This is a genomic window from Spirillospora sp. NPDC029432, assembly GCF_040703975.1.
Lineage (GTDB): Bacteria > Actinomycetota > Actinomycetes > Streptosporangiales > Streptosporangiaceae > Spirillospora.
Genome location: NZ_JBEZWH010000013.1, coordinates 121641 through 136676, shown reverse-complemented (window position 1 = coordinate 136676; position 15036 = coordinate 121641). Strand labels below are relative to the sequence as shown.

Annotated in this window: 17 protein-coding genes; 7 read left to right on the top strand and 10 right to left on the bottom strand. The window is 74.2% G+C overall.

Annotated elements, in window-relative coordinates:
• Nucleotides 1-98: 98 nt before the first annotated feature.
• The 3 genes from AB0881_RS13670 to AB0881_RS13660 all read left to right on the top strand — a co-directional run bounded on the left by AB0881_RS13670 (nt 99) and on the right by AB0881_RS13660 (nt 2593).
• Nucleotides 99-512, top strand: a complete 414-nt coding sequence (locus tag AB0881_RS13670; protein WP_366616949.1) for a hypothetical protein — start codon at nt 99-101, stop codon at nt 510-512.
• Between the two features lie 23 nt (nt 513-535).
• Nucleotides 536-1096, top strand: coding sequence for a GNAT family N-acetyltransferase (locus AB0881_RS13665; RefSeq protein WP_366616948.1), 561 nt, complete (start codon nt 536-538; stop codon nt 1094-1096).
• 72 nt (nt 1097-1168) lie between these two features.
• Nucleotides 1169-2593: an FG-GAP repeat protein gene (locus AB0881_RS13660; protein ID WP_366616946.1), complete on the top strand. Its 1425-nt coding sequence runs from the start codon at nt 1169-1171 to the stop codon at nt 2591-2593.
• Here AB0881_RS13660 and AB0881_RS13655 read toward each other — a convergent pair.
• The 4 genes from AB0881_RS13655 to AB0881_RS13640 all read right to left on the bottom strand — a co-directional run bounded on the left by AB0881_RS13655 (nt 2590) and on the right by AB0881_RS13640 (nt 5184).
• A complete protein-coding gene (locus tag AB0881_RS13655; RefSeq protein WP_366616944.1) occupies nt 2590-3123 on the bottom strand; it encodes a TetR/AcrR family transcriptional regulator in 534 nt (177 codons plus the stop codon). The two genes, AB0881_RS13660 and AB0881_RS13655, sit on opposite strands and share 4 nt — an antisense overlap.
• Nucleotides 3120-3632, bottom strand: a complete 513-nt coding sequence (locus tag AB0881_RS13650; protein WP_366616943.1) for an SRPBCC domain-containing protein — start codon at nt 3630-3632, stop codon at nt 3120-3122. The genes AB0881_RS13655 and AB0881_RS13650 overlap by 4 nt, the downstream gene beginning before the upstream one ends.
• 766 nt (nt 3633-4398) lie before the next feature.
• Nucleotides 4399-4755: a DUF3817 domain-containing protein gene (locus AB0881_RS13645; RefSeq protein WP_366616941.1), complete on the bottom strand. Its 357-nt coding sequence runs from the start codon at nt 4753-4755 to the stop codon at nt 4399-4401.
• Between the two features lie 66 nt (nt 4756-4821).
• Nucleotides 4822-5184, bottom strand: a complete 363-nt coding sequence (locus AB0881_RS13640) for a hypothetical protein (RefSeq protein WP_366616939.1) — start codon at nt 5182-5184, stop codon at nt 4822-4824.
• Nucleotides 5185-5305: 121 nt separating this feature from the next.
• On the opposite strand from AB0881_RS13640, the gene AB0881_RS13635 reads away from it, so the two are divergent.
• The 4 genes from AB0881_RS13635 to AB0881_RS13620 all read left to right on the top strand — a co-directional run bounded on the left by AB0881_RS13635 (nt 5306) and on the right by AB0881_RS13620 (nt 11261).
• On the top strand, nt 5306-6679 hold the full coding sequence (locus tag AB0881_RS13635; RefSeq protein WP_366616938.1) for an SWIM zinc finger family protein: 1374 nt from the start codon (nt 5306-5308) through the stop codon (nt 6677-6679).
• On the top strand, nt 6676-9309 hold the full coding sequence (locus AB0881_RS13630; RefSeq protein WP_366616936.1) for a DUF6493 family protein: 2634 nt from the start codon (nt 6676-6678) through the stop codon (nt 9307-9309). Before AB0881_RS13635 ends, AB0881_RS13630 begins: the two co-directional genes overlap by 4 nt.
• 102 nt (nt 9310-9411) lie before the next feature.
• Nucleotides 9412-10722: an MFS transporter gene (locus AB0881_RS13625; protein WP_366616934.1), complete on the top strand. Its 1311-nt coding sequence runs from the start codon at nt 9412-9414 to the stop codon at nt 10720-10722.
• Complete coding sequence (locus AB0881_RS13620; protein WP_366616932.1) at nt 10719-11261, top strand: methylated-DNA--[protein]-cysteine S-methyltransferase; 543 nt, start codon at nt 10719-10721, stop codon at nt 11259-11261. The genes AB0881_RS13625 and AB0881_RS13620 overlap by 4 nt, the downstream gene beginning before the upstream one ends.
• Before the next feature lie 9 nt (nt 11262-11270).
• On the opposite strand, the gene AB0881_RS13615 is transcribed toward AB0881_RS13620, so the two are convergent.
• The 6 genes from AB0881_RS13615 to AB0881_RS13590 all read right to left on the bottom strand — a co-directional run bounded on the left by AB0881_RS13615 (nt 11271) and on the right by AB0881_RS13590 (nt 14913).
• Nucleotides 11271-12212 carry an oxidoreductase gene (locus AB0881_RS13615; RefSeq protein ID WP_366616930.1) on the bottom strand — a complete coding sequence of 314 codons (942 nt, stop codon included), beginning with the start codon at nt 12210-12212 and terminating at the stop codon, nt 11271-11273.
• Nucleotides 12213-12302: 90 nt separating this feature from the next.
• Nucleotides 12303-12794, bottom strand: coding sequence for a glutathione peroxidase (locus tag AB0881_RS13610; RefSeq protein WP_366616929.1), 492 nt, complete (start codon nt 12792-12794; stop codon nt 12303-12305).
• Between the two features lie 72 nt (nt 12795-12866).
• Complete coding sequence (locus AB0881_RS13605; protein ID WP_366616928.1) at nt 12867-13025, bottom strand: hypothetical protein; 159 nt, start codon at nt 13023-13025, stop codon at nt 12867-12869.
• A 242-nt stretch (nt 13026-13267) separates the two neighbouring features.
• The gene (locus AB0881_RS13600) at nt 13268-13423 is read right to left on the bottom strand and encodes a hypothetical protein (RefSeq protein WP_366616926.1); all 156 of its coding nucleotides are present in this window, start codon (nt 13421-13423) and stop codon (nt 13268-13270) included.
• Nucleotides 13424-13519: 96 nt separating this feature from the next.
• Nucleotides 13520-13804 (bottom strand): hypothetical protein, encoded by a 285-nt coding sequence (locus AB0881_RS13595; protein ID WP_366616925.1) that lies wholly within the window; start codon nt 13802-13804, stop codon nt 13520-13522.
• 29 nt (nt 13805-13833) lie between these two features.
• Complete coding sequence (locus AB0881_RS13590) at nt 13834-14913, bottom strand: LCP family protein (RefSeq protein WP_366616923.1); 1080 nt, start codon at nt 14911-14913, stop codon at nt 13834-13836.
• Nucleotides 14914-15036: the final 123 nt, after the last annotated feature.

Genomic DNA, 15036 nt, shown 5'->3' with positions numbered 1-15036 from the left:
CCCGCCCGGACGGACGCCTCACCCGGCACTGGTCCGCCGTCCTGACGGTCGGCCGGCGCCTCGAACAATGACGATCACTTCGGCGAGAATCGGCCGCCATGCATCCCAACTGGGCCCTGGCGACCGCCGTGCTCGGCCGGGTCGTCCCAGGGGCGACCGGCTTCTCCCCCGACCAGATCCCCGGCCTGGCGGTGGAGCGCTGGCGGCGGTTCCAGATCGACGACCGCGATCCCGACGACGTGACGATCGAGTTCGTCGAGTACTGCCTGGCCCGTGTCGACGGGCTGCTGATCGTCGTCACCTCCGGCAGTTTCGCCGAGCGGGCGGGCCCGTTCTTCGTCGCCTGCGAGCGGTTCGTCGAGTTCGCCACGGCCTACCCGGACGTGGTCGGTGAGCCTCTCGTAAACGGCGACACCATCGTCGTGTCGCCGTTGACGGGCCGCGTCATCGTCGTCCAGCACGATGGCTGGATCGACACCCTCCAGGGGGTCGCGCGACCTCAGCTGATGTGAGTGGCGGCGGGATACTGCGGATCATGGAGATGAGTACGCCTCGGCTGCTGCTGCGCGAGTTCCGCCTCGACGATCACGCGGCCGTGCACGGGTTCGCCGGGGACGCGGAGGTCACCCGGTACACCGACTGGGGGCCAAACAGCCCGGACGACACCGCCGCGTTCCTCGCCGAGGCGGTTCGGGACGCCTCCGGCACTCCCCGGGAACGGTTCGGGCTCGCCGTGGTCGAACGGGAGAGCGGGACCCTCATCGGGTCGGTGGAGCTTCAGATCGCCAGCGTGCCCCATCGGCGCGGGGAGATCGGCTATGTGCTGCACCGGGACTGGTGGGGGAAGGGCTACGCCGGCGAGGCCGCCGGGCGCCGGCTGCGTTTCGGGTTCGGCGAGCTGGGGCTGCACAAGATCTCGGCGACCTGCGACCCCGGCAACGTCGCCTCCGCCCGGGTCCTCACCAAGATCGGGATGCGGCTCGAGGGGCGCCTGCGGGAGCACCTTCATCTCAGGGGGCGGTGGCGGGACCGGCTGCTGTACGCGGGCCTGGCCGGGCCCGTCGCAGGTCAGGGCGTTTCGTGGGAGGCGCGGTAACCCGTTCAAGGTCATCGAGCGTCTCCCCCACGAAGGCGACCTTCATCCAGAGGCCCCGCAGGAGAGGCGTTCATGACCAGACGTCGAAAGATCGTGGGAGTGGTGGCGGCGGCCGCGCTCGCCGTGCCCGTGACCGCCGGGACCGCCGCGGCGGCGGAGGACTGCGCGGTGGGGGCGGTGGCGGGCGATCCCGCCGCGGCCGTCGACGGGCGGGCCGGGGCCGGTGCCGTCCAGGTGCGGTGCGGCGACCGCTGGCTGACGATCACGCAGGGTCCGGACGAGGCGCCCGAGGACGGCGACCGGTTCGGTGCGTCGGTCGCGGTGGCCGACATCGACCGGGACGGGGCCGCGGATCTGGTCGTCGGCGCGCCCGGCGAGGACGCGGGCGCCGGCGCCGTCCATGTGATCTTCGCTCCGGGACGGGACGCGCGGCCCGCGCCGATCACGCTGCGGCAGGGCGCCGGCGGGGTACCGGACCGTTCCGAGGCGGGCGACGGCTACGGAACGGCCGTGGCTGCGATGCCCGGCACGGTGCTCGCCGGCGCGCCGGGCGAGGACCTGGGGGACGGCGAGGCCGCGGCGGACGCGGGCGCCGTCCAGGTCGTGTCCATCAGCGGCGGGCGGGTGGCCGGCGTCACCGAGCTGAACCAGGACCGGCAGGACTTCGACGGCACCGTGGAGGCCGGCGACCGGTTCGGCGCGTCGCTGGCGGCGGGCTCGTTCGACAAGCCCACCGCGGTGATCGGGGTGCCCGGCGAGGACGTCGGCGCCGAGCGGGACGCCGGGATGATCCACATCGTCGAGGATCCGATGGCGGCGATCGAGGAGACCGCGATCGGCCAGGACTCGGCGGGCGTGAGCGGCACGTCCGAGTCCGGTGACCGGTTCGGCGCGAGCGTCGCGGCGGCCTGGGAGCCGGCCCTGCCGCTGCGCGTCGCCGCCGGGGCGCCCGGTGAGGACCTCGGCGCCGCGGCGGACGCCGGGATGGTGACCGTCCTGGGCTACGACGGCCGGCAGGCCGCCGAGGTGCTGGCCGTGCACCAGGGCACGGCCGGGGTGCCGGGGGCCAACGAGACCGGCGACGGGTTCGGTACGAGCGTGGCCGCCGGCGTCATCCGGTCGGCGTCGGCACCGGGACCGGAGGTGTCGGTGGCGATCGGCGCGCCCGGCGAGGACGTGGGCGAGCTGGCCGACGCGGGCCGCGTGCACGGCGTGCAGGTCGGGGCGACTCCGCGGGTGGACGGGACCGTCAGCCAGGAGACCGACGGCCTGGGCGGGGACGCGCGGGCGAATGCCCGCTTCGGTGCGGCGCTGGCGTTCGGGCCGGGCGAGGCGAGCGTGGTCGCCGGCGCTCCCGGGCACGGCGAGGGTGCCGCCCACGCGGTCCCGTGGCGGGCGCTGTTCGGCACGACCGTGGTGGCGGACAACTGGTTCGCCGGCCGCGACGGCGCGCCGGCGGGTTCCGCGTTCGGGACGAGCGTCGCCGGACGGCCCTAGGCGGCGAAGGCGCGGGCGCCCTCGGCCCACGTGCGGTCCAGGTCGGAGCCGGGCGGGAAGCGGCCGTCGATCTCCATGACGACCATTCCGTGGGCGAACGCGAACAGCGCCTGCGCCGCGTACGGCTCGCCGGTCGCCAGGAAGAACGGCTCCCCGGCCCAGTCCTCCAGGCCGGGGGCCAGGCGGTGGCGGGGCAGCGGCCCGGCGGTGCTCAGCCGGTAGAGGTTGGGGCTGGCGCGGGCCCGTTCCCGGTACGCCCGGAGCAGCGCGGGCACGGGGTCGGGCCCGCCGAGCGCCGCGCGGAGGGCCGCGCCCATCTCGGCGAGGCCGCGCTCGATCAGCGCGACCTCGACGCCCTCCTTGTCGGGGAAGTGCTTGTAGAGGGAGGGCGCGCGGATGCCGATCCGGTCGGCGAGCACCCGCATGGTCAGCGCCTCGCGGCCCTCCTCCTCCAGCAGGGCGCGGGCGGCCGTGACGATCTCGGCCGCCCGGGGTGTCAGCGCGGTGAGCGCCGGCTGCTCGATGGTCATCCGGCCATCTTCTCAACCCTGGCCTTGAGGGCCGCGTTCATGGCCGCGAAGCCGTCCTCGACCTGGATGGCGCCGCCCGCGAACGGCACCAGCACGCCGGTGAACGTCTCGCCCTGCACGAGCCGGGTCCGCCCGCCGGCGATCTCCTCCAGCAGGAAGTAGTGCTCGCCGTCCACGATGCCCGGGACTCCGAAGCGCCCGATCCAGCGCAGCTCCTCGCCCGGCCTCGCCACCAGGACGGTGGGCTTGAACGTCATCGTGCCGCCGCCGTTCGACAGCCGGTTGGTGAGGCGGGCGCCGGTGCGGGCCTCGCCGGCGGCGCTGACGATGAACGGGTTCCATTCGGGATAGGACGGGAAGTCGGTCAGCACCTTCCAGACCTCGGCGGGCGGTGCGCTGATCTCGATCTGCGAGCGCATCCGGGTGGGGTGGGTCCTGGTCCAGACGTACAGGCCGGCGATGGCGACGGCGAGCAGTACGACGATCGTGAGGGTGGCGCGGACGAGCATCTCTGCCTCCTGGCTAACGGCGCTAGCTACACGATAGCTAACGCCGTTAGCCTGTGCAAGGCCCGAAGCGGCCACGGCGGTGGATCGAGGTCTGCGGGCGGGTTCCGGCGGGCATGGCGGCGCCGAGCGCGGGCGCGGCCGGTTTACCTTCAGCGATTCTTCGTTGACCTGGGTTTACGCCGACGTGAAGCCGGGGTACTTAACGCAACGTAATCGTGACGCAGGGTGAAGGGCCGCACCAAGGTCCGCACCCGACGGACCAGGGAGGGTCATCATGCGGGGGACGGCACTGCGCGACCTTCCCGGCGACCCGGTCCGGACGGCCGAGGGCGTTCCCGGCACGTCGCGTCGCTTCCGGCACCGCCCCCCTTCCGCCCAGGTGCCGGCGGCGACCGCAACGCGCCGGGATACACCTCGGGTCCTCGGCCGTCCCGGCCCGGTGCACCGTCACGATCCGGGCCCAGGGCCCGGTGCCGGACGCCCTCCCGGCACCGGACGCCTCACCGCCGGACCGGCGGCTCCGCGGAGCCGCGCCATCGGACCGGCCGCCAGCGACCGACCCAGTGGAGAGAGAGGTGAGTGCCGGATCCAGACGCACCGTGTGAGCCGTTAAAGGAGCCGGGCGGCCCGGCGACTCAGACCCGACCCCCGTCCCAGGCCGCCCAGTAAGCAGCCGATGACCGCTGCTGTGCCCGGCCCGTGGAGGCGTCCAGCCCCACGGGCCGAGGCCGTACCCGGGCCTCTGGAAGCCGGGGAGGCGGCCGGTTCAGGCCTGGTTGGGGGCGGGCTTCTCGCCCTCGGCGGTCCCGGCGGCGCCGCGGGCGGCCAGCTCGGCGCGGGCCCGGGTGACGATCTTGCGTTCGATGAAGAAGGCCAGGAACGGGATCAGGCCGGCCGTCACCATCAGCACCATCTGCTTCAGGGGCCAGGACGCCTTCTGGTAGAGGTCGAACGCGATCGCCAGGTAGACGATGTAGAGCGCGCCGTGGATCGGGGAGATGATCGCCGACGGGGTGCCGTTGCCGCCGATGTAGCGGATCGGCATGCCGACGAAGACCACCATCAGCAGCATCACGCCGACGATGATGGCCATGACGCGGTACCGGTTGATGGCCGCTTCCACGGGTCACCTCTCTGAACGGTCGGACCTCCGGGGGAGGTCGCATGGTCGTGGGTACGGGGGGTGCCCTCAGTCGCGCCGGTGGGTCTCGGAGTTGAGCCTCGCCAGGTAGCGGTTGTAGGCCGCCAGCTGCGGGTCCTCCTCCTCCTGCGCCGCGATGATGGAGCGTTTGACCGCGGCCTCGGCGGGCTCCTCGATCCGGGCCGGGGCCTTGATCGAGGGGTCGTCGGACAGCTCGTCCCGGATCATCTTGACCCACATCACGACCACGAAGAGCGCGAAGATCGGCCACTCGAAGGTGTAGGCCCAGCTGCGGTCGTTGCCGGCCTGCGCGCGGTCGTACTGCCACCACCCGAAGCCGATGAAGGCGACGCACAGCGTGATCGCCACAGCATGCAGCCCGAGCCAGCCAGGGGTGAGGAACCTTCGCACGTCACAAACCCTACCTCCGGCCTCGGCGAGCCCGTGCCCAACCCCGTACTATGCCGGGTTCGCCGTTCTCACCCCGGTATGCATCGTTGGATTTGTCGGTGTTCGGCCCTAGGTTCGCGGCATGGCGGGCATCGGCACGGCTCAGGCTTACACGTATCCGCGCCCTTCGGGGCTGGCCGGGGACGTCCTCGGCCTCTCCACGTCCGGCGGGACCACCACCGCCGGCCCCCGTGACCACCCGTACTTCTTCAGCGGGCTGCTCACCAGGGCGGCGCCGGCCGCGGCGGCGCTGCTCGCCCTGGCCGACGTCGCGCAGACCCGCTACCACCGGCCGCGGCCGACCGCGTTCCGGGATCCGGTCGTCACGTGCAACGGGGACCGGCTGAGGCTGGAGTCGTTCTCCGCGTGCTGCGGGGTGTACGCCCGGCTGGACGTGCTGGAGCAGGCCCTGGACGGGGAGGTGCACGAGCGCGGCACCACCAACGTGGACGTGAACGGCCCGCTGCGCGAGGCGCTCGCCCGGGTGGGCGGCGACGATCCGCTGCACCTGGCCGTGGGCGCCGAGGAGCTGGCGGTCACCACGCTGGACGGCGCGGTGGTGGAGAAGAAGGTGCCGCTGCCCGAGCGGTGGCTGCGCGGCTTCGCCGAGGTGCAGGTGATCACGTCCGGGTTCGATCCGCGCGCCGAGCTGGGGGCGGCCGAGGCGGTGCGCTTCGTGCGCGGCCTGCCGGGCGCGCGGTCCCCCGGGACGCTGTGGGCGGTCCCGGCGGGGCGGGGCCTGCGGGTCGCGGCCCGGCCCGTACCGGGCGCGGTCTGCCTCCCGGGTCCCGGCCGGCTGCGGACCATGCTGCCGCTGCTGCGCTTCGCCCGGGCGCTGCGCGCGTACGGGCCCGCGGTGCGCGCGGGGAACGGGCCGGTCGCGAGCGCCTGGGAGCTGGAGCTCCCCGGCATGCGGTACGTGCTGGTGCTCTCCCCCGAGCCGCACCGCGGGTTCTCCGGCGAGGGCGCCGTCCTGGACGCCCTGGCGACCGACGAGGCGGCCGACGACGCGGAGCTGGTGGGGGCGCTGCTGTCGTTCGAGCCCCGGGTCGAGCCGGACCTGATCGCCGAACGGGCCGGGCTCGGCCTCGCCCGGACGCGCGCCGCGCTCACCCAGCTCGGGACGGCCGGGCGGGTCGGCTACGACACCGCCGAGGCCGGGTTCTTCCACCGCGAGCTGCCGTACGACGCGGAACGGGTCCTCGCGATGAACCCGCGCCTGCGCAACGCCCGGACGCTGGTGGACGAGGGCCGCGTCACGTTCACCGGCCCGGACGTGGCGGCCGTGGACACCGGCGGCCGGCCCTGGCAGGTGCGGTTCGCGGGCGGCTCCCCGGACGGGACCGCGTCCTGCACCTGCCCCTGGTGGGTCGACCACCGCGGCGGGCGGGGGCCGTGCAAGCACGTCCTGGCCGCCCGCATCGTCCGCGACGCCGCGAAGGAGAGCGCCCGATGAGCGCGCCCGTGCTGGAGATGCTGCTGAAGCAGCTCGACGGCGGCAACCTCCGGATGGTGGCCGCGCTCGCGCCGCGCCTCACCGATGCCGAGCGCCGGCGGCTCGGCGAGGACCTGCCCGGCCTGCTGAGGGACGTCCAGGACCGGCAGCCCGGGTTCAGCTGGAGCTGGAGCATGGAACGGCACAAGTGGGCGTTCATGGCGGCGGGGGCGGGCGGCATCGGCGGGGCCGCCGCGGCGGCGGCCTGGCTGACCCGCCGCGACCTGCGCGTCCCCTCCTCGGACGGCGAACCGGCGCACGCCCTGCGGGTCGTCGCCGCGGCGGCGGGCCGCCCGGCGGCCTGGCGGGCCGAGGTGGCGCGGCGCCTGGCCGGCCGGCTGGCGGTCGCCGACCAGGCGGACCCGCACGGGAACGCGGCGGCCTGGCGGATCTGCGCGCTGCTGAGCGCGGACGCGGGCGCCGGGCCGCCAGACGACGACGCGTTCGCCGTCGGCTGGGCCAACTGGACGGACCCGGAGGAGCTGGCCGGCGACCCGTTCCTGGGCGCCATGCTGCCGCGCCTGTTCGAGATCGAGATCATCGGGCGGGTCCTCGGCGGGACCTACCAGGGGCGGCCGTGGATCGACGCGCTCACCGCGCTCGCCCGCGCGGGCGGGATCGACCGGACCGCGCTGCTGGACGGCTGCCTGCGCCGCCTCCTGCGCGGTGGGGACCTCGCCGACCTGCGCTGGTACGTGCGGCTGCACGAGGCGCTGGCCGTCACCCCGGAGGAGGCCGCCGAGCGGCTCCGCGACTACCTGCGGCTGCTGCCCGCCGCGCCGGCCGGGGTCGCCGAGCTCGCGCTCACCGAGGTGCGCCGGGCCGACCGGCTCGGCGCGCTGGACGGGGCCGCGTTCGCCGAGGCGGCCGAGGCGCTGCTGTTCCGTCCGGAGAAGAAGCTGGTCCGGGCGGCGCTCATCTGGCTCGGCGGGAGCGCCCGCGAGCGTTCCCGGGTGGACGCGACGCTGGCCGCCCTCCCCGTCGCATTCGGCTGCGAGGCGCACGCGCTCCAGGAACGCGCCGTCGAGGTGGCCGTCAAGCACGCGGCCGAGGCGGGCGAGAAGGCCCGGCAGGCCGTGCGCGAGGCGGCGGCCGCGCTGCCCGCCGACCTCCGCGCCTGGGTCGCCGCCGCGTTCGGCGATGTCGAGGCGCCCGAGCCCGCCGCGCCGGTCGTCCTGGCCCCGCCGCCCCCGCCCGCGCTCCTGCCCGGCCCGATCTCCTCCATCGCCGAGCTGGCCGAGCAGTTCGCCGTCCTGGAACGCACGGACCCCTCGTGGCAGGACGTCGAGCGCGTGCTGGCCGGGATCGTCGAGTTCGGGTACCGCGATCCGGACGGTGTCAGGGCCGCGCTGGGCCCGTTCGTCGAGGACGAGTCCGACATCTGGAACCAGCCGGTGGACTTCGGGTGGTACTTCGCGGCCTGGCCGGCGGTCTGGCCGAAGCTCGCCGCGCGGGCGATCGTCGAACCGGACGCCCCGTTCCCGAGGGTCGACCGCGTCACGGGGTCCTTCCACGCGCCGCTGCGCCGCTTCCTCCTCCTGCGGATGCGCGAGATCGCCGCGCTGGCCGGGCGGGTGCCGGTCGTGCTCGGGACGCCCACGTCGTCGACCGGCCACATCGACCCGGACGAGCTGGTCTCCCGCATGGAACGGGTCGAGGCGGCCGGGGCCGACCCCGGGCCGTTCGACCTCCAGCAGGCCCTCCTCCGCCTTCCCCGCGAGGCCGGCGCGGACGCGGCGGCCCGCGCCCGGCGGCTGGCCTCGCCCGCGGGCCGGGAGCTGGCGGACCGGCTCGCGGGCGGGCCCGTCCCCGACCCGGCCGTCGAATGCGTTCTCCTCCAGGGCGCCCGGTCGGCCGGTGACGCGGGGAGCGGGCTCGTCGCCACGGTGACGCCGCGCGGGGAGGTGCCGGATCCGGTGGCCCCGCTGTTCGCGTTCCCCTGGGGGAGTTCGTGGCAGAGCCACTCCGAGGGGGAGCACCCGCAGGCCGCCCCCGAGATCCACTGGTGGCCGGCGATGCTGCCGTCGCACACCGAGACGGCCGCCGCACATCTCCTCCCCCACCTGGCGCCGCTCGTCGAGGCGGATCACGAGCAGGGCGCCGCGCTGCTCGGGCTCGCCGAGGCGGACGGGCCGGCCGGCGCGGCGGCGGGGGCCGCACTCGCGTACGGGCTGACGGTCAAGAGCGCGCGGCAGCGGGCCGGGGCCGTGGACGCGCTGCTGCACATGGCGGCGCGCGGCCGCCTGCCGGCCGCCGAGCTGGGCGCGGCCGTCGGGACGCTGACCGAGCACCGGATCGCCAAGCCCGCACGCGTGACCGGCGCGCTCGCCGAGGCCGCCGGAGCGGGCGCGGACGCCCAGGTGTGGACGGCGGTCGCGGCGGCGCTACCGGTGATATTCGCCGCGATCGCCGAGCAGAAGATCAAGCCGCCGGCCGGGCTGCCCGATCTGATCGCCCTGGGCACCCGGACGGCCGAGGCCACGGGGGCGCGGGACGGCGTGCCCGGCCTGGCGGAGACGGTCGGCCGGGGCGGGTCCAGCCGGCTGGTGAAGGAGGCGGCGCGGCTGTACGCGCACCTCACCCGGTGGTGAGCTTTCCCTGGATACCCCCATCCCGTACAGTGATCGGGCAAATCATGAACATTCCCTCTATTCACTGCTGACATCACTGCTGACACCACTAGTGACAGGACCATGCCGATGACGCTCGCGGACGAGGCCGCGGAACGGGCCGTACCGCCGGGGCGGCATCCCGCCCAGCGGCGCATCCTGGCGGTGCTGACCGCCTCCCAGATCCTCGGCGGGATCGGGGTGGGCACCGGTGTCGCGATCAGCACGCTGGCGGCGGCGACGCTGTCCGGCTCGGAGGCGATCGGCGGGCTGGCGCAGACGTCCGCGGTCGCGGGCGCCGGCGTGCTGGCCGTCCCGATGGCCCGCGCCGCCGCCCGGCACGGCCGCCGCGCCGGGCTGTCGCTGGCGTACGGCGCCGCCACCGCCGGCGCGGTCGTCGCGATGATCGGCACCGCGATCCCCTCGTGGCCGCTGCTCATGCTGGGCCTCTTCCTGGCCGGCGGCGGCAGCGCGGGCGGCCTGGCGGCCCGCTACTCGGCCACCGACCTGTCCGGCCCCGGGCGCACCGCGCGGGATCTGTCGATCGTGGTGTGGGCGACCACCGTGGGCTCGATCGCGGGCCCCAACCTGGCCGAGCCCGCCGACGCGATAGGCCGCGACCTGGGCCTGGCGGCCTGGGCGGGACCGTACGCCATGGCGGCGATCGCGTTCGGCCTGACGCTGCTCGGGATCTTCGCGCTGCTGCGGCCCGACCCGCTGCACGCCGCCGGGATGCGCACGTCCGGCAAAGACGCGGCCAGGGACGTGACCGGGGACGGGGCCGAAGACGCGGACGGCGGCCCGCCCGCGCCGAAGGTGAGCGGCTGGCGGGCCCTGCGCGAGTCCCCGCGGGCGCGGCTGGCGGTGGCCGCGATCGCGGTCAGCCACATCGTGATGGTCTCGGTCATGGTGATGACGCCGGTCCACCTCAACCACGGGCACGCGAGCCTGTCCATCGTGGGCGTGGTCATCAGCCTGCACATCGCCGGCATGTACGCGCTGTCGCCGCTGCCCGGCTGGCTCGCCGACCGGTACGGGCGCGTCCCCGTGCTGCTGATCGGGATGGCCGTGCTGGCCGCGGCGACCGCGCTGGCGGCCGTCTCCGCGCCGCACGACGTGACCCGGCTGTCGATCGCGCTGGTGCTGCTCGGGCTCGGCTGGTCGTTCGGGCTGGTGGCCGGGTCGGCGCTGCTGACCGAGTCGGTCCCGCTGGAGCGGCGGCCCGCCGTCCAGGGCCTGTCGGACCTGCTGATGAACGGCGGCGCCGCGATCGGCGGGCTGGCGGCCGGCGCGATCGTCACCGCCTTCTCCTACGGTGTCCTCGCAACCTGCGCGATGGCCCTGGTGTTGCCCATGACGGCGGCGCTCATCGTGGGCGGAAGGGAGCGGACATGACGGAGACACTCGCGTTCGGATCGGTGGACACCGTGCTGGGGCGGCTGCTGGTCGGCGCCACCGAGACCGGCGTCGGCTGGCTCGGCTGGAAGGACACCCCCGGCACCCGGGCGCGCGCGGCAGCGCGGTTCGGGCTGCCGGTCGTCGAGGACCCCGGGCGGGTCGCGCCGGCGCTGGACGGCCTGCGCGCCTACTTCACCGGCACGGAGCACGCGTTCGGCCTGCCGGTCGACTGGCGGCTGACCTCGCCGGTGCAGCGGCGGGTGCTGGCGGCGCTGTACGAGTCCGTCCCGTACGGGAAGGTCGTCACCTACGGCGAGCTGGGCGAGCTCAGCGGAGCGGGCGTGCCGGCGCAGGCGATCGGGCAGGTGATGGGCTCCAACCCGGTCCCGCTGATCGTGCCGTGCCACCGGGTGGTGGCGTCCAACGGGCTCGGCGGCTACAGCGGCGGCTCGGGCGTCGAGGTCAAGCGCTGGCTGCTGACGATGGAGGGCTCCATCCCGGCCACGCTCGACTGGGACCTCGCCACCGCGCCCTAGCCGGGGCGGCTAGACGGAGGTCGCGAACGCGACGCCGGTCAGCGACTCCGAGACCTCCCACAGGCGCGCGCCCAGCTCGGGGCGCTTGGCCGCCGGGTTCACGACGACCTTGGTGGGGGCGCCGCGGTACTGGGCGAGCCGCGGCCCGTAGCAGGCGCCCTGCTCGACGCCGGGCGCGGTCGCCGCGTACAGCGTGGGCAGGGCCCCGGCGGCGGCGGACTGGGCGACGGCGGCATTGACCGCGCCCATGAGGCGCTCCTGGCCCCGGCTGCCCTCCATCCGCGGCCCGGTCTGCTGGAGGTTGGTCGCGGCGAAGCCCGGGTGCGCGGCCACGGCGGTGATCTCCGGTACGCGGCGGCCCAGCTCCTTGGTGAAGACCAGGTTCGCGAGCTTCGACTGGGCGTAGGCGGTCCACTTGCGGTACTTGCGGGCGCTCTGCAGGTCGCCGAAGTTCAGCTTCCCCGCCCAGGCGAACCCGCTGGTCACGTTCACCACGCGCGGGGCGTCGGCGGACCGCAGCGCCGCCAGCAGCAGGCCGGTGAGCGCGAAGTGGCCGAGGTGGTTGGTGCCGAACTGCATCTCGAAGCCGTCGGCGGTCGCGCGCTTGGGCAGCGCCATCACGCCCGCGTTGTTGACCAGGACGTCCAGCGGGCGGCCCTCCTCTCGGGCCGCGAACTCCCGTACCGAGGACAGGTCGGCCAGGTCGAGGATGCCGAGCTCGACGTCCGCCGCGGGCACGGCCGCCGCGATCCGGTCGTGCGCCGCCTGGCCGCGCTCGGCGCTGCGGCACGCCAGCACGACCGACGCGCCGTGCCGGGCCAGCTCCAGCGCGGCGTGGTAGCCGATGCCGCTGTTGGCCCCGGTGACGATCGCCCGCCGCCCGCTCAGGTCGGGGATGTCGGCCGCACTCCAGCCGCCCATGGTCACCTCCACGTCGTCGCGGGACCCCACGCTAGACCCAGCGTCCAACAGCGACAACCGGAGTGTGGCGCACCCCACACGGCGAGCGCGGCGGCGGGACGGGCGCCACCGGGGACCGGGTCAGGCGGCCGGGAGGGCCTTCTCGATGGCGGCCACGACCTCGTCGGACTCGGGCTCGGCCTGCGGCGCGAAGCGGGCCGCGACGGTGCCGTCCGGGGCGACGAGGAACTTCTCGAAGTTCCACCGGATGTCGCCGGTGTGGCCCTCGGCGTCGGCGGTGGGGGTGAGGGCGTCGTACAGGGGGTGCCGGCCCTCGCCGTTCACCTCGATCTTCTCGGTCAGGGGGAACGTGACGCCGTAGGTCGTCGAGCAGAACTGCTCGATCTCCTCCGGCGTGCCCGGCTCCTGCCCCATGAACTGGTTGCACGGAACGCCGAGGACGGTGAAGCCGCGCCCGGCGTAGCGCTCCTGGAGCCGCTCGAGGCCGGTGTACTGGGGGGTGAGGCCGCACTTGGAGGCGACGTTCACGATCAGCACGGCCTTGCCGCGGTACTGGCCGAGGTCCGCGGAACCGCCGCGCAGACCACCGATCTCTACCTCGTAGACAGACATGGGCCCGATCCTAGAAGAGAGATCGGGCCTGCCCGTTACCGGCCGTCCCGTGGGAGCGGGGACGGCCCGCCCTCACGTCCCCAACGCGTTCACGAACGCCGCCAGCGCGTTGCCGGCCTCGCCGAGCTGCGAGATGGCGTTGTTGACCACGTTGGCCGCGTCACGGGGCGAGGTGAGCAAGTAGAAGATCACAAAGACGATGGCAACACGCTGGAGGTTCTTCTTGTTCATCCGAAACAGCCATCCCTCAGTAGCGCAGCGACACACTGACCCGACTCATTTGTGCCCATCTGCTTACGCACGCAAAGCGCCATTTTACTGTGGCGGGACGGCCAGCGCTTGATCCCCCCGGCATGATCCGGCCCCGGATCGCGGCGTGGACACGGCACTGGGACGGCGTGGATACGGCATGGAGAAGCCCCGTACCCGACGCAGGTACGGGGCCGCGGCCCTTCGCTCAGAGGCGGCGCGAGTCAGGGAATCGCGCTGACGAACTGCGACATCGACTCGGCCGCGCCGCCGAGCCCGCCCAGCGTGCTGTTGACCAGCGTGGCGGCGCCCTCCGGCCTGGTGATGACGTACCACACCGCGAAGGCGATCGCGGCGATCTTCATATGCTTCTTGTTCACGTTCCCTACCTTCTGAGGTCGGTCGCTCACGGAGAGTGCTTCCCCAGTGAACGCGAACAGAAGTCACGGGAGGGCAAAGAACCGCCCTGCGGAAGATCAGTCCCCCGGCCGGCCGTGCTCGGCCAGGTAGGAGATGTAGAGCGGGCGCAGCGCCTCGGCGAGATCGCTCTCGCCCGCGTGCGTGAACTCCTCCAGCAGCGACAGCCCGTGCAGGAGGTCGAAGGTGGCCCGGTCGACCTCCCCGAGCGAGGCCGCGGCCGCCGGGATGGCGCGCAGCAGCTCCCACAGGAAGCCCACGTCGCGCCGTTCCCTGGCCAGGGCCATCGCCCGGTCGTGCAGTTCCTTGGAGGGCAGCTCGTCCAGCCGCGTCGCTTCCGGCATGCTCCCGACTCTAGCCGCCCGTGCCGCCGCTACTTGGAGATGACGCTGCTCGGGATCTTCTCGTCGTTCTTCAGCGCCTCGAACAGCGCGCCCGCCTTCCGCTTGTCCCACGTGATGTACGCGCCGGCGCTCGGCGAGCTGCCGCTGCCGCCGATCGGGACGGAGGTGGTGACGCCGCCGCCACCGCTGACGCCCTTCATCGCCCACATCATCCGGGCCAGGTCGTGCAGGTGGTCGTCCTCGTCCACCAGGAAGTTGCCGGTGCCGTTGAGGGCCAGCGGGATGCTGCGCATCGGGTTGGCCAGCACGCCCGGGCTCGCGGCCTTCTTCATCAGCGCCCCGAAGAACTGCCGCTGCCGCTCGACGCGGTCGAGGTCGGCGCGGGCGGAGGCGCGGGTGCGGACGTAGCCGAGCGCCGAGGCGCCGTCGAGCGTCTGGCAGCCGGCCTTGAGGTTCAGCCCGGCCTTGGGGTCGCGCATCGGCTCCTTGATGCACATGTCGACGCCGCCGATGGCGTCCACGATGCCGACGAAGCCGCCCAGGCCGATCTCGGCGTAGTGGTCGATCCGCACGCCGGTGGCCTGCTCGACGGTCTTCACCAGCAGCTTGGGGCCGCCGAACGCGAACGCCGCGTTCAGCTTGTTGGAACCCCTGCCCGGGATCGGGACGTAGGAGTCGCGCGGGAGGCTGGTCAGGGACGTGCCGCCGGAGCCGTAGTGCAGCAGCATCATGGAGTCCGTCCGGCGGCCCTCGGCCTTGCCGGTGGCCAGCCGCCTGCGGTCGGCGCTGTCGAGCCCCTCGCGGCTGTCGGAGCCGACGATCAGCCAGTTGGTGCCCGGGGTGTCGGCGAGCCGGCCCGGCTGATCCAGCACCGCCTCCCGCTTGAGCCGCGAGTCCAGGTAGAAGTAGCCGCCGACCGCCAGCACCAGCAGGATCACCAGCAGGATCGCGAGCACCCGGGGCCAGCGGCGGCGCCGGCGCCGGCGGTAGCCCTCGTCGTAGGGGTCACGGCCCCTGTACTGGTCGCCCGCGTACGGGTCCGCGTAGGGGTCGCCGTACGGGTCGCGCTCGTGCGCGTACTCCGCCGGAGCGGGCCTGTTGCGCGCCATCCGGTCTCCCTCCCGTCCTGGCCGGGCGTCGGTCATGCCGTAGACCTTAGGGGACGCCGACTACCGAGCGCGTCCATCCAGTGCATGATTTGTCTGTCGTTCCGTATCAGCACGCTTTGTGAT

Coding starts and splice junctions, on each gene's coding strand:
- AB0881_RS13670 (WP_366616949.1), top strand. CDS start 99: ATGCATCCCAACTGGGCCCTGGCGACCGCCGTGCTCGGCCGGGTCGTC.
- AB0881_RS13665 (WP_366616948.1), top strand. CDS start 536: ATGGAGATGAGTACGCCTCGGCTGCTGCTGCGCGAGTTCCGCCTCGAC.
- AB0881_RS13660 (WP_366616946.1), top strand. CDS start 1,169: ATGACCAGACGTCGAAAGATCGTGGGAGTGGTGGCGGCGGCCGCGCTC.
- AB0881_RS13655 (WP_366616944.1), bottom strand. CDS start 3,123: ATGACCATCGAGCAGCCGGCGCTCACCGCGCTGACACCCCGGGCGGCC.
- AB0881_RS13650 (WP_366616943.1), bottom strand. CDS start 3,632: ATGCTCGTCCGCGCCACCCTCACGATCGTCGTACTGCTCGCCGTCGCC.
- AB0881_RS13635 (WP_366616938.1), top strand. CDS start 5,306: ATGGCGGGCATCGGCACGGCTCAGGCTTACACGTATCCGCGCCCTTCG.
- AB0881_RS13630 (WP_366616936.1), top strand. CDS start 6,676: ATGAGCGCGCCCGTGCTGGAGATGCTGCTGAAGCAGCTCGACGGCGGC.
- AB0881_RS13625 (WP_366616934.1), top strand. CDS start 9,412: ATGCCGATGACGCTCGCGGACGAGGCCGCGGAACGGGCCGTACCGCCG.
- AB0881_RS13620 (WP_366616932.1), top strand. CDS start 10,719: ATGACGGAGACACTCGCGTTCGGATCGGTGGACACCGTGCTGGGGCGG.
- AB0881_RS13610 (WP_366616929.1), bottom strand. CDS start 12,794: ATGTCTGTCTACGAGGTAGAGATCGGTGGTCTGCGCGGCGGTTCCGCG.
- AB0881_RS13605 (WP_366616928.1), bottom strand. CDS start 13,025: ATGAACAAGAAGAACCTCCAGCGTGTTGCCATCGTCTTTGTGATCTTC.
- AB0881_RS13595 (WP_366616925.1), bottom strand. CDS start 13,804: ATGCCGGAAGCGACGCGGCTGGACGAGCTGCCCTCCAAGGAACTGCAC.
- AB0881_RS13590 (WP_366616923.1), bottom strand. CDS start 14,913: ATGGCGCGCAACAGGCCCGCTCCGGCGGAGTACGCGCACGAGCGCGAC.